Source organism: Burkholderia singularis, assembly GCF_900176645.1.
GTDB classification, from domain to species: domain Bacteria; phylum Pseudomonadota; class Gammaproteobacteria; order Burkholderiales; family Burkholderiaceae; genus Burkholderia; species Burkholderia singularis.
The window spans coordinates 30,519-45,108 of record NZ_FXAN01000050.1 but is presented as its reverse complement, the minus strand read 5'-3'; the positions used below and the strand labels follow the sequence as shown (position 1 = coordinate 45,108).

Here is a 14,590-nt window from a genome sequence, read left to right as displayed (position 1 = left end):
CGTTGCACGGCGCACCCGCGATGGAGCGGCTCGCCAGCCGCGCTGACGCAATGGCTGCGCGAACTCGCGCGGCAGCCGTTCGATCTCGAACGCGACGCGCTGTTGCGCGTCGACGTCGTGCCGGGTGCGGCAGGCGATCAGACAGTGGTGCTCTTCACGTTCCATCATGCGGTTTTCGACGGCAGTTCGCTGCCGGTTTTCCTCGACGCGTTCGTCCGCTGTTACGAAGCGGGCGCGCACGCGCAGTTGCCGGCCATGCGCGCGAGCTACGCGGATTTCGCCGCGTGGCAGCGCGACTGGCTCGCGAGCGCCGACGGCGCGCACGCACGCGCGTTCTGGCTGCGGCGGCTGGGCGGCGAGCGCGAGCCGTTGCGATTGCCGGGCGGGCACGACGCGTGCGCAAGCGGGGAAGGCGGCCGGCTCACGCTCGTGGCGGACGTGCCGGCCGCCACGCTCGACGGGCTCGACGCGCTGGCGGCGCGCAGCGGCGCGAGCCGCTACTGCGTGATGCTGGCCGCGTTTGCGTCGGTGTTGCGCGAGCGCGGCGACGCGGCGCGCGGCCAGAACGTGCGTATTGCAACGCCGTTCTTCGGGCGGCCGCACGAACGTTTCGAGGATCTGATCGGCTATTTCGTGAACCTGCTCGTCATCCCCGTCGACGCGCGTGCTCCGCACGATCCGGTCGAACGGTTGCGATCGCTGCAGCGCGAATTGCTCGATGCGTTCGAGCACGGGCATTACCCATATGCGTGTCTGCACGAGGCGCTCGGGCATCCGGAGCAGCCGCTGTTCGACGCCGTGTTCATGTACCAGAACTGGATTCGCCCGATGCAGCGCCGGCTTGCGGATACGCCGGTCCGGATGCGGCCGGTGATGGACGTGCGCCAGCAGGTCGATTTTCCTCTCGCATTCGAGGCGCTCGAAACGGCGCGCGGCGTCACGCTGCTGTGCCACTTCGATGCGGCCGTCTATTCGACGGAGTGGATCGAGTCGATTCGCGCAGACTATCTGGCGCTGCTCGCGCGGTGGCCGGCGGAGGCGGCGCGGGATGCGGGTCTGCCTGCGGCTGACGGCCTGGCGTCGTCCGACGGCGAACGCGCGGCTGTCGATACGCGCGCGCTCGTCGCGCTGTTCGACGCACAGGTTGCGCGCACGCCGTCGGGCACTGCGTTGATCCACGATGGGCGCCGTCTCGACTATGCGTCGCTCGATGCCTACGCGAATCGATTCGCCCGCGCGATGCGCGCGGCATGGCCGTCGCGCGCGGGCGCGGATCGCGTGGTAGCGCTGCTGCTCGAGCCGGGCTTTGCGTTCGTCGCGGCTGCGCTCGCCGCATGGAAGACGGGCGCGGCCTATCTGGCGCTCGATCCCGCGCTACCCGCCGAGCGCTTGGCGCAGATGAGCGCCGATAGCGGCGCGGCGCTGCTGGTAACGGATGCAGTCGCGCGCGGCCGTCTCGAAAGCGGGCCGTTTTGGGGTGCGTTGCCGTGCGTGGACGCGGACGCGCTCGACGAGCGCGCCGCACCCGGCATGCCCAACGCGTCGACGGGCGCGGGCGAGCCCGACGCCGGCCAGACGTGCTGCTACGTGATCTATACGTCCGGTTCGAGCGGCAAGCCGAAAGGCGTGCGCGGCAGCGTGCGCGGCACGCTGAATCGGCTCGAATGGGGCTGGCGGGCATTTCCTTATGCGGACGACGATGTCTGCTGTCAAAAGACGTCGCTGAATTTCGTCGATCACGTCGCGGAACTCTTCTCGCCGCTGCTGCGCGGCATTCCGACACTGATTCTCGGCGACCGGCCATTGCGCGAACGCGGCGCGGCGTGGTTCGCCGCCGAGCTGGCGCGGCACCGCGTGACGCGCATCGTCGCGATTCCATCGCTGCTGCGCGTGTTGCTGCGCGAGCCGCAGGCCGCGCGCTCGCTCGCGAGCCTGCGGCTCTGCTTCAGCAGCGGCGAGCCGTTGCCGCGCGATCTGGCGGACGCGTTTCACGCTTGCTGCGAACATGCGGTGCTCGTCAACCTGTACGGCTCGTCGGAGATGAGCGCCGACGCGAGCTGCAAGCGCGTCGGTCGCGACGAGACGGGCATCGTGTCGATCGGGCGGCCGATCGATGGCGTGCGCATGCTCGTGGTCGACGCTCGCGGCTGCCTCTGCGCCGACGGCGTCGAAGGCGAGGTGTTGGTCGGCGGGCTCGCGCTCGCCGAAGGCTATGCCGGAGAATCGGCCGCGTCGGACACACGCTTTGTCACGGTCGACCCGGACGGCGCCGGCCCGCAGCGCTGTTTCCGCAGCGGCGATCTCGGCTACCGGCGCTCGGACGGCGAATTCGTGCTGATCGGACGGCGCGATCGCCAGGTGAAAGTCAACGGGCAACGGGTCGAGCCTGGAGAAATCGAGGCCGCGCTGCGTGCGCACGTGAGCGTCGTCGACGCGATCGTCGCGCCGGGCGTCGACGGTATCGCGCTCGAAGCGTTCGTCGAGCTGCGCGAGCCGACGGACGGCGCCACGCTGCGCGCGCATCTCGCGCGCACGCTGCCCTTGGCGCTGCTGCCCGGCCGGTTCTACCATGTCGCGGCGCTGCCGCGCCTGGCGAGCGGCAAGCTCGATCGGGCCAGCGTGCGCGCGGCCGACGCGCGGCTTTTGCCGTTCGACGCCGGCGCGACGGGCGGCGCGGCGTCCGGCGACGAAGCGCGTGCGCTCGCGGTCGTGGCGAGCGTGCTGGGTGTGCCGGCCGAAACGCTCGACGTGGATCAGGACTTTCATCAGCTTGGCTTCGACTCGTTCCGTTTCGTCCGTTTGGCCGATGCGTTGAACGGCGCTTTCGGCACGCGCAGCACGCCCGCCGACTTCTACCGGCACGGCACCACGCGCAAATGGCTGGCGAGCGTGGCCGCCGCTGCGTCCGATAGGGCGGCATCGGCGGCAATATCAGCGGCTGCGTCGGGACCGACAGCAACGGCGACATCCACGGCCATCCACGAGCCGACGGCCTTCGCCACGCCGGCATCGTCCATCGAACCCGTCGAGCCGATGCCCGCAGACGCCGCGATTACGTCGATGGCATCGACGCCGGCCCTCGCAGACGCCGCGATTCCGGTCGCGCCGCCCGTCGCCGCTCCGGTTGCGCCCGCCGCGCCGATACTCGCGGCCGCCCCGATGCCCGGCGTGTGCGCCGCCACGCCGGTTTTACCCGCCGCGGCCGACGGCGCGATCGCGGTGATCGGCATCGCGGGCGTGATGCCCGGTTGCGACGATCTGGACAGCTTCTGGCGCAGCCTGCGCGATGGCGTCGATCTGATCCGCGAGGCGCCGGCCGAACGCTGGAACTGGCGCGACTACGCGGGCCAGCCCGGCGGCGATGCGCTGCGATGGGGCGGCTTCGTCAACGACGTCGACAAATTTTCGCCCGCGTTCTTCGGCTTGTCGCCGCTCGAGGCCGAATACATGGACCCGCAGCATCGGCTCTTTCTCGAGACGGCCTGGCATGCGCTCGAAGACGCGGGCTATGCGCCGCGTTCGCTGCCGGAGCGCTCGGTGGGCGTGTTCGTCGGCGCAAGCTCGATGGATTACGCGAGCATGCTGATGACGCGCGGCGAAGTCGATCCGCTCGCGAATTTCGGTAACGGTCACAGCATGATCGCGAACCGCGTGTCGTATCTGCTGGACCTGCGCGGCCCGAGCGTCGCGCTCGACACCGCCTGTTCGAGTTCGCTCGTCGCGATTCACGAAGGTATCAATGCGATTCGCCGTGGCGACTGCCGCCTGGCGATCGTCGGCGGTGTCAACGTGTTGCTCGAACCGCGCATCACGCTGTCGATGGGCAGAGCGCGGATGCTGAGCCCGAGCGGCCGCTGCCGCACGTTCGCGGCCGACGCCGACGGCTACGTGCGCGGCGAGGGCGCGGGCGCGATGATCCTGAAGCCGCTCGCGGCCGCGCTGGCCGACGGCGATCCGGTGCACGCGGTGATTCGCGGCAGCGCGGTCAATCACGGCGGCCGCGCGAACTCGATGACGGCGCCGAACCCGGCCGCGCAGGCGGCGCTCGTGTCCGGGCTTTACCGGCGTCTGGGCATACGCGCGGGCGACGTGAGCTATGTCGAGACGCACGGCACGGGCACGCCGATCGGCGATCCGATCGAGATCAACGCGCTCAAGGAAGTCTGGCGCGACGCGTCGGGCGGGCCGGCTACGCGTTGCGCGCTCGGGGCCGTCAAAACCAACGTGGGCCATCTCGAAGCCGCCGCGGGAATCGCCGGCGCGCTGAAGATCGTGCTGAGCCTCCGGCACCGCACGCTCGCGCCGAATCTGCATGGCGCGACGCCAAACCCTTACATCGATCTGCACGGCACGCCGTTTCACCTGCCGTCGAGCGCGGCGCCGTGGCCGTCCGAGCGCGGCGCGCCGCGTCTTGCCGGGCTGAGTTCGTTCGGCATCGGCGGCACGAACGCACACGTGCTCTTCGAAGAATTTCCGGGAAATCATCATGCTGAATGACATTGCCGACCGCGAGCCTCGGCTCGTGCTGTTGTCCGCCGTCGAGGCCGACACGCTGCCAGTGATGGCCGAACAATTGCGCGCGCACCTGACGCATACCCGCTCGCTCGCGCTCGACGACGTCGCGCATACGTTGCAGGTGGGGCGCGAGGCGCTGCCGGTCCGCGTCGCGTTCTGTGCGACATCGCTCGATGCGCTGTGCGCGCAGCTTCGCGCCTTCGCCGCCGCGCCCGACGCCGCACATCCGGGCATCGTCCGGGGCATCGCGCGCGATGCCGGCGCGCCCGAATGGGACGTCGAGCGCTGCCGCCGCGCAAGCGCAGCCGAACTCGCCGCGGCATGGGCGGGCGGCGCGGTTATTCCGTGGGCGCGGCTCGGCGCGACGGGCGGCGCCAAGCGCGTGAGGCTGCCCGGTTATCCGTTCGAGCGGCGCCGTCATTGGGCGGCGGCGTCGCCGTCCGGCACGCCGGCGGCGCGCGACGCGGCGAGCGACGGGCCGGGCCCGATCGATGCGGCATACGAATACCGGCTCGACGCCAGCGCTTTCTATCTGCGCGATCATCGCGTCAACGGCCGGCCGATCCTGCCCGGCGTGATGTATCTCGAACTGTTTGGCCGTGCGCTGCGGGCCGCCGGCCAGCCGATACCGCCGCTCGTGCTGCGCGACGTCGTTTGGTTGCAGCCCGCATGGGCCGACGCGAGCGGGATGACCGTGCGTGTGCGTATTCAGCCGGCGGCGGGCGGCGGGCTGCTCGAACTCGTGTCGGACGGCCCGACCGGAGCGGACATCGTCCACGGCCGGGGCGAGGCCGCCGAGCCGCGCGGCAAGCCGGCGCGCGGGCGCATCGATCTCGACGCGCTGCGCGCGCGCGCCAAGCTCGAACTGAACGGCGCAGACTGCTATCCGCTGCTCGCGGAAGCGGGTTTCGAATACGGGCCGGGCCATCAGTGCATCGAGCGCCTGTGGGTCGGCAACGACGGGGTGCTCGCGGAACTGCGCGATCCACGCATGCCAGCGGGCGAATCGTTCGTCGTGCATCCCGGCCTCTTCGATTCGGCGCTGCAAGCGGCGTTTGGCCTCGATATCCTCGACGTCGAAGATCCGGGTGCCGCCGTGCCGTTCTCGCTCGAGCGCTTCGAACTCGCGGCGCCGGTGCCCGACGGCCCGCTGTGGGCATGGGTTCGCTATCGGGCAGGCACGGCGACGGGCGTGGTGCGCCGCATCGATGTCGACTTGCTCGACGCGCGCGGGCAGGCCGTCGCGCTGCTGCACGGCCTGGCGGTCCGGACGTTGCCGCGCAAGGCGGCCGATGATGCCGGCGCGTCGATGCCGGACGATGGCGCGGCATCCGGGATGCCATCGCGGCCGGCGGCCGGCGCTGAACAGTTCGGGCGCGCGCCGACCGTGCAGACTGCATCAACTGCATCAACTGCATCAACTGCATCAACTACGTCAGCTACGCCGGCCGCATCGAGCGCGCCGGCCCGTCCGACCGCATCGCCTCCATTGCCGGACGCCGGGCTGCGCGAGCGCGCGCTCGCCTTCTTTCGAGACCGCTTCGCCCGGATTCTGCGTCTTCATGACGGCACGCTCGACGAGCATGCGCAACTTGAGCAATACGGGATCGATTCGTTGATGATCATCCGTCTCACCGACGATCTGGAGCAAACGTTCGGCCGCTTGTCCAAGACGCTCTTTTTCGAGCATCAGACGCTCGGCGAGCTGGTCGATTACTTCGTGAGCGCGCATGCGCAGCGGCTGGGCGACGCGATCGCGGCCGAGCGGCAGAGCATGGCCGGCCCGTCGAACGAGGCCGATGAGGCTGACGCGCGCATGCCGTCGGTACAGCCCGAGCCGCGCGATGCAAGCGCCATGCTCGACGCGTCGGCGTTCGTGCCGCTCGACGCCCCGAGAGCCGGCCAGCCGCCGGCGCTGCCGGCTGCGAGCGCCGCCGCGCCCGCGCTTTCCGACGCGGCCGGCGCCTCCGACGATGACATCGCGATCATCGGCCTGGCCGGCCGCTATCCGGGCGCGCGCGACATGGACGAGTTCTGGGCACGCCTGTCCGGCGGCTGCGACATGATTCGCGAGATCCCGCCCGAACGCTGGGATCACGCGCGCTTTTACGATCCCGAGCGCAACAAGATCGGCAAGACATATTGCCGGCACGGCGGATTCATCGACGACGTCGACAAGTTCGATCCGCTTTTCTTCGGCATCTCGCCACGCGAAGCGATCGGCATGGAGCCGCAGGAACGGCTGTTCGTCGAGTGCGCGTATGAGGCGATGCAGGACGCGGGCTACACCCGCGCGAGCCTGCCGGGTGCGCCGGGGGGCGGCAAGGGGCGGCACGTCGGCGTGTTCGTCGGCGTGATGTACGAGGAATATCCGCTGTTCGGCGCCGAGTCCGCCGCGCGCGGACAACCGTTCGCGGTGCCCGGCCATCCGGCGTCGATCGCGAATCGCGTGTCGTATCTGTTCAATCTGCAAGGCCCGAGCCTCGCGCTCGACACGATGTGCTCGTCGTCGCTCACCGCGTTGCATCTCGCGTGCCGCAGCATTCGCGACGGCGAATGCGCGATGGCGATTGCGGGTGGCGTCAACGTGTCGATTCATCCGAACAAATACCTGATGCTCGGGCAAGGCGGCTTCGCGTCGGCGAAGGGGCGCTGCGAAAGCTTCGGCGAAGGCGGCGAGGGTTATGTGCCCGGCGAGGGCGTCGGCGCGGTGCTGCTCAAGCGCAAGCGCGACGCGATCGCCGATGGCGATCAGATTTACGGGATCGTTCGCGCGTCGACGCTCAATCACGGCGGCAAGACCAACGGCTACACGGTGCCGAATCCGGCCGCGCAGGCGGCTGTGATCGCGCTCGCGCTCGCGAAGGCGGGCATCGCGCCGCGCGCGGTCAGCTACATCGAGGCGCATGGCACCGGCACGGCGCTCGGCGATCCGATCGAAATAGCGGGGCTCGCGCGCGCGTTCGGCGGCGACGCGCAGGATCGGCAGTTCTGCGCGATCGGCTCGGTGAAGTCGAACATCGGCCATTGCGAGAGCGCGGCGGGCATCGCGGGAATCAGCAAGGTGCTGTTGCAAATGCGGCATCGACAGCTCGCGCCTTCGCTGCACGCCGAGACGCTCAACCCGAACATCGACTTCGAGCACAGCCCGTTTCGCGTGCAGCGCGAGCTGGCGCCGTGGCCGCGGCCGGTCGTGCCGGTGCGCGGCGTCGACACGGAGTTGCCGCGCATCGCGGGGATTTCGTCGTTCGGCGCGGGCGGCGCGAACGCGCATGTGCTGATCGAGGAATATGTCGAGCCCCGGGCGGAGCCTGTCGAGCCGGCACGCACGCAGCAGCCCGTGGCCATCGTCGTGTCCGCGAAGACGCAGGCGGCGTTGCGGCAGTCGGCCGAACGGCTGTTGCTCGCGGTGCGCCGCAACGGCTGGCGCGATGCGGAACTGCCGCGCATTGGCTATACGCTGCAAACCGGCCGTGAGGCGATGAGCGAGCGGCTCGGGCTGATCACGTCGTCGCTGGACGATCTGGGCGCGCGTCTTGCCGCCTACGTCGCGGGCGACGCGGCCGCCGCGAACGTGCGCACGGGCAAGGCCCGCGCGGCACGCGCAGACCAGCCGCCAATTTCGCCGCGCGACGGTCTGGATGCCGCGTTGAGCGCGTGGGTCGACGGCGCGCAGATCGATTGGCTGGCGGGGTACGACGAGCCCCGGCCGCGCAAGATCGGGTTGCCCGCGTATCCGTTCGCGCGCGAACGCTATTGGGTCACCGATCTGCTCGAGCCGTCGGGTGGGGCCGCGCCCGATGCGTATGCGCCCGACGCCGTTCGTCCGGGCCGGCTGCATCCGCTGCTGCACACGAACACGTCGCGCGTCGGCTTGCAGCGTTTCAGCAGCCGCTTCGATGGCCGCGAATTCGTCCTCGACGATCATCGCATCGACGGCGAACGGCTGCTGCCCGCCGCGGCCTTCATCGAGATGTTCGCGGCGGCCGCCGCATCGAGCGGCATGCGGCCGGACGGCACGCGCGCGCTTCAGCTCGCCAATCTCGCGTGGCTGCAGCCGGCGTGGCAGCGCGACGCTGCGCTCTCGCTCGATATCGAGGTGCGCGGCGAACCCGGCGCCGACGCATGGGCGCTGCGTTGCGTCGACGGCGACGACGCGCAGCGACAGTATGCTCAGGCGAGCGCATCGCTCGTCGACGCGCATGCGCGCCGGCACGATCTCGACGCATTATCGGCCGCTTGCGACCGGGAGGTGTCGGGCGACGCGCTGTACCAACGTTACCGCGGCGCCGGCTACGGCTATGGCGTGGCGTTCCGGAGCATCGTGGCGTTGCGCGCGGCCGACGATCACGCGCTCGCGCGGCTCGAAGTGGACGTGGCGCAGACGGCGGCACTGTTGACGCCGTTCGGCATGCCGCCGACGCTGCTGGACGGCGCATTGCAGGCAAGCGCCGCGTTCGCCGGCGCAGGCGACGACACGCGGCCGCTGCTGCCGTTCTCGATCGAGCGCGTCGAATGGCGCGGCCCGTGCGAGCGCGTGATGTGGGCGCTGGCGCGACGGCGCGACGACGGCGCGCGCGTTGCGAAATTCGACATCGATCTGTGCGACGGGGACGGACTCGTGCGGGTCGCGATCGTCGGTTACGGCGCGCTGCGGCTCGACGCACCGGCGAGCGGCGCGCCGGCCGCGAAGACTGCCGCCGCGCCTGCCGCGCATCGCGGCGGCGATTCGACCGCGAGCGCGCAGGCGTATTATTTCCTGCCGCGCTGGAGCGAAGCGCCCGCTGCCGCCGCCGTCGAGCGGACGGCCGATGCGCGGTTGCTCATCGCCGCCGAGAGCCACGCCGATCTCGACCGGTTCGCGACGAGCTGCGCGCACGCCGCGCGAATCCTGCTCGAATCCCATCTGGATAGCGGCGAAATCGAAGCGCGGCTCGCCCGGTGCGAGTTCGATCATCTCGTGTGGATCGCGCCGTCGAGCGGCGACGCATCGCCGTTCGACCGGGCGGCCGTCGAGCGCGCGCAACAGGCGGGCGTGCTGCCGGCGTTCCGGCTCGTGAAGGCACTGCAGCGTTTGAAGGCTGCGCCCCAGGCATTCGAGCTGACGGTCGTGCAAACGCAGGCGCACGGTTTTCCCGGCGATCGCGTCGACTTCGCGCAAAGCGGCATGCACGGCATCGTCGGCACGATCGCGAAGGAGATGCCGCGCTGGCGCGTGCGCCATGTCGACATCGAACGCGCGGACGATGCGCAAGCCGGCGGCGGCGCGCGTCTCGAGGCGCTGCTGGCCCAGCCTTGCGATGCGCTCGGCACGCTGCGGATGCGACGCGGCGGACGCTGGTACGCGAAACAATGGCTGCGCGCCGAATTCGACGCCCGCTCGGAGCGGATGCCATTGCGCAGAAACGGCGTCTACGTCGTGATCGGCGGCGCGGGCGGGATCGGCGCGGCGTGGAGCGCGCACGCGATCCGGGAGTGCGACGCGCAGGTGGTCTGGGTCGGCCGCAAGGCGCTCGACGCCGAGATCGGCGCGCGCATCGACGCCTGTGCGCACGGCGCGCGCGCGCCGTCCTACTATCAGGCCGACGCCTGCGATCCCGCCGCCCTCGACGCCTGCCTGTCGGCAGTGCGCGCGCGTTTCGGCACGATTCACGGCGTCATCCATTCGGCCGTCGTGCTCGAGGACAGCACGCTCGCGAACATGGACGAGGCATCGTTCCGGCGGGTCTACTTCGGCAAGGTCGACAGCAGTGTCAATCTCGGCATCGCGCTGCGCGACGCGCCGCCGGATTTTCTGCTGTTTTTCTCGTCGACAGTCGTATTCACGCCGCCGCCGGGGCAGGCGAACTACAGCTCCGGCTGCCTGTTCCAGAATGCGCTCGCCGCGCGGCTCGCGAGCGATCTGGGCTGCGTGGTCAAGGTCGTGGACTGGGGATATTGGGGCAGCGTCGGTGTCGGCGCGACACCGCGTTATCGGGCGATCATGGCGCGCAACGGCATTGCGTCGATCGAGCCCGACGACGGGATGGCGGCGCTCGCGCAACTTTTCGGCCAGGATGTCGACGAACTGGCGCTGCTGAAGGTGACCGACCAGGTTGCCTATCCGCGCGCGCTGCTGCCACCGGACGAGATGCTGCAGGTGTTGCCGCACGACGCCGCGTTTGCCGACGCGCCGCCCGAACTCGACGGCGATCTTGCCGATTGCGCGATGGTGCTGCTCGCGCAGGCCGCCGCTCGGATGGGCGCCGCGCCGACGCTGCTCGACGTCGATGGGCGCGCCGCGCTCGATACCGGCTTGCCGCAACGGCTGCTCGCGCATCCGCAGCGATGCGGCGCGTATGTGATCGGCGCGGTGGATGACGCGCGCGACGCGCCGGCGGCATTGGCCGCCGCGCGCTTGCCTGACTTGCCGGTGCTGCGCATCGGCGCGGCGCCCGATGTGACGCGTGACGCGCATGCGCCGTTCGATCTCGTGCTGGCGCGCGTCGATGGCGAAACCGGCAGCGACGCGCTGCTGCGCCGCCTGAAACGCTTGATGAAACGCGGTGGTTGGCTGCTCGTCCGCGACGACGGAACCGGGCATGCGGTACGCGACGCGTTGCGCCGCGAAGGGTTCGCGCCGCGCCGGGCGGCGAACGGCATTTGGCTCGCGACGCATGACGGCGTGGTCCGGATAGCCGCGCGCGCGCCGGATGCGCCGTCCTCGCACGCGGTTTCGCACGACGCGTCCGCCGTCGCGCGTCCGCCCGAGGCCGCCGCGTCGGCGGGCGGGCAGGCAAATGCGCCGGGCAGCGGGCAAACGCGCGCCACCCGCAGCGCCGCTGACGTGCGCACTGCCGATGGCGCATACGAACGCCTCGTCGATGCGAGCCTTGCATACTTCAAAGGCTTGATCGCCGCCGAACTCGACATCCCGTTCGACCGTCTCGACGTCGACGAGCCGCTCGACGGCTATGGCATCGATTCGATCTATTCGGTGCGACTCGTCACCAAGCTGAATGAGTCGTTCAGCGACGTCAGCAATACGTTGTTCTTCGAGGTGCAGACGATACGCGGGCTGGTTGAGCATTTCGTCGCGTCGCACCGTCGGGAGCTGGAGGCGCTGGTGGGCGTCGCGCCGGTTGCCGACACGGCTGGCGGCGCGTCTGCCGCGCGCGTTTCGCAGCCGACGCCCACGCCCACGCTACCGTCGTCCACGTCTCGGCCCATGCGCCCGCCCGCCGTGACGCCCCCGTCACCGCCCAGTGCCGATGACGCATCGCGCGCGGCATCACGCGCGTGCGACATCGCGGTAATCGGCATGAGCGGGCGCTACGCACAGGCCGACGATCTCGACGAATTCTGGCGCAACCTGCGCGAAGGCCGGAACTGCATCAGCGAGATCCCCAGCGATCGCTGGGACTGGCGCGCGCACTTCGATGCCGAACGCGGCAAGTGGGGCAAGCACTACACGAAATGGGGCGGCTTCGTGCGCGACATCGACGCGTTCGATCCGCTGTTCTTCCAAATTTCCCCGACCGAAGCCGAACGGATGGACCCGCAGGCGCGCCTGTTCGTCGAGCAAGCCTACGCCAGCATCGAGGACGCGGGCTATACGCCGGCCACGCTCGCGCCCGGCAACCGGGTTGGCGTATTCGTCGGCGCGATGAATGCCGATTACGTGAACGGCGCGAGCTATTGGTCGATCGCGAACCGGGTGTCCTACCTGTTCGACCTGAAAGGGCCGAGCCTAGCGGTCGACACCGCGTGCTCGTCGTCTTTGAGCGCGATTCATCTGGCGATCGAGAGCATCGTCGCCGGCTCGTGCGATTGCGCGATCGCGGGCGGCGTGAGCCTGATCATGAGCCCGGCTCACTATATGGGCCTGTCGACGATGGGCATGCTTGCTGGCGACGACAAATGCCGCGCGTTCGGCGCGGACGCCGAAGGCTTCGTCGTCGGAGAGGGCGTCGGCGCGCTCGTGCTGAAGCCGCTGCAAGCGGCCGTCGACGCGGGCGACCATATCTACGGCGTCATCAAGGCGAGCGCGCTGAACGCGGGCGGCCGCACCAGCGGCTTCACGGTGCCCAATCCCGCCGCGCAAGCGGACGTGATCGGCGACGCGATACGCCGCTCGGGCGTGCCGGCTTCACAGTTCGGCTACGTCGAGGCGCACGGCACCGGCACGCCGCTCGGCGATCCGATCGAGATCAAGGGGCTGGCCGACGCCTTTGCCCGCGCGGGCGGCGGCGCATCGTGCGCGCTTGGTTCCGTGAAAGGCAATATCGGCCATTGCGAGAGCGCGGCCGGGATCGCCGGCGTGACGAAGGTGCTGCTGCAAATGCAGCATGCGACGCTGCTGCCGTCGCTGCATGCGGAGCGCCCGAATCCGCGCATCGACTTCACGCGCACGCCGTTCCGGTTACAGCGCGGCGTCGAGCCGTGGCCGCGTCCGATGCTGAGCGCCGGCGGCGCGGCCGACGAACTGCCGCGCACGGCCGGCGTTTCGTCGTTCGGCGCGGGCGGTGCGAATGCGCACCTGGTGATCCAGGAATATCGCGGCGAATATCGCGACGAGTCGGCCGACGTTGCCGGCGATCACCCTGGCACGGTGGCCATCGTGCTGTCCGCCCGCACGCGCGAGCAGTTGACCGGACGCGCCGAGCGGCTGCTCGAGCGCCTGCGCGACGCGGCGCGGCCGATCCCGCTGCGGGATCTCGCGTACACGTTGCAGATCGGGCGGGAAGCGATGGAGCACCGGCTTGCGTTGACGGCGGCGTCGCACGAAGCCGTCTGCGGCGCGCTCGACGCGTTCCTGTCGGGCCGGCATGCGAGCCGCGTCGACATTCACGTCGGCTGCGTCGACGATCACCGCGCGTCGATCGGACTGCTGCAAGGCGACGACGATTTGCGCGAAGCCATCGAACGTTGGTTCGAAAAAGAGAAATGGACGAAGCTGCTCGCGTTGTGGGTCAAGGGGCTGCACGTCGATTGGGCGCGTCTTTACCGCGGCGCGCGGGCCAGGCGCGTGAGCTTGCCGACCTATCCGTTTGCAAAGGAGCGGTTCTGGCTGGATCTCGGCGTGGAATCGCTGCACGCGCTCACGCTGCGCGCGGGCCCGCCGAGCCCGCACCGCGCTGCGCCGCTGCATCCGCTGCTGCACGAGAACCGGTCGACGCTCGACGGCCTGCGCTTCACGAGCCGCATCGACGCGGGCGAACCGGTGCTAGCCGATCACCGGATTCACGGCCGGGCGCTTTTGCCCGCCGCCGCGCAAATCGAGCTGATTCGCGCGGCGGCCGATGCCGCGGCCGGTGCGGCGGCGCAGGACGTGCTGCCGATGCGTCTGCGCGATCTCGCGTGGGTCGAGCCTGTCGATGCCGACGCTGCGATCGAGCTCGACGTCCGGTTACAGCGTGGCGACGGCGATCGACTGTCGTTTGCGCTGACGTCCGGGCTGAAAAGCGGCGCATCGGCTTCGTCCGCCGCGATCCACTGCCAGGGCGCGATCGAAACGCGCGACGTGCTGCCCGAGTCGCGCACGGTCGATCTGGACGCGTTGCGGCGCCGATATCAGCCGTTGCCGGTGACACCCGAGTCGTTCTATCAGCGCCTCGCGGCGGCCGGAATGGTTTACGGCCCGTCGCTGCGCACGCTCACGTGGGCGGGCGACGCGCCGGGCAGCCTGCTCGTGCGCTTGTCGGCGCAACCGGCCGCCGGCGCGGGCACGGCGGACGCGCGCTGGACCATCGACCCCGGTTTGCTCGACGGCGCGCTGCAGGCGCTCGTGCTGTTCGACGCGCGCAGCGCCGCTGGCGCGAGCGATTCCGGCACGCCCGCCGCGCTGCCGTTCGCGGCCGAGCGCATCGAGCTGTACCGGCGCTGTCGCGGCGCGCTATGGGCGCAACTGAGCCGGCGCGCGCCGCGCGGCGCGCTCGGTGCGGCGTTCGACATCGATCTGTATGACGACGCGGGCGCGGTTTGCATGTCGATCCGCGGCTTGTCCACGCGTTCTCCCGGCGCGGGCATGCCGGCGGCCGCGCAGCCTGACGAAATCGTGATGCTGGCGCCGTGCTGGGTGCCGGCCGATCTTTGA

At 70.2% G+C, this 14,590-nt stretch carries 2 protein-coding genes (1 of these 2 running past the window's edge); both read left to right on the top strand.

What is annotated here, in order from left to right; translation table 11 throughout:
• Positions 1–4,497, top strand: the 3' portion of a protein-coding gene (locus tag BSIN_RS10265) for a non-ribosomal peptide synthetase (protein ID WP_089340405.1). 10,944 nt of this gene lie to the left of the window's left edge; only the last 4,497 of its 15,441 coding nucleotides appear in the window; the start codon falls outside the window, past its left edge; the stop codon is at positions 4,495–4,497.
• On the top strand, positions 4,487–14,590 hold the full coding sequence (locus tag BSIN_RS10260) for an SDR family NAD(P)-dependent oxidoreductase (protein WP_089340404.1): 10,104 nt from the start codon (positions 4,487–4,489) through the stop codon (positions 14,588–14,590). Before BSIN_RS10265 ends, BSIN_RS10260 begins: the two co-directional genes overlap by 11 nt.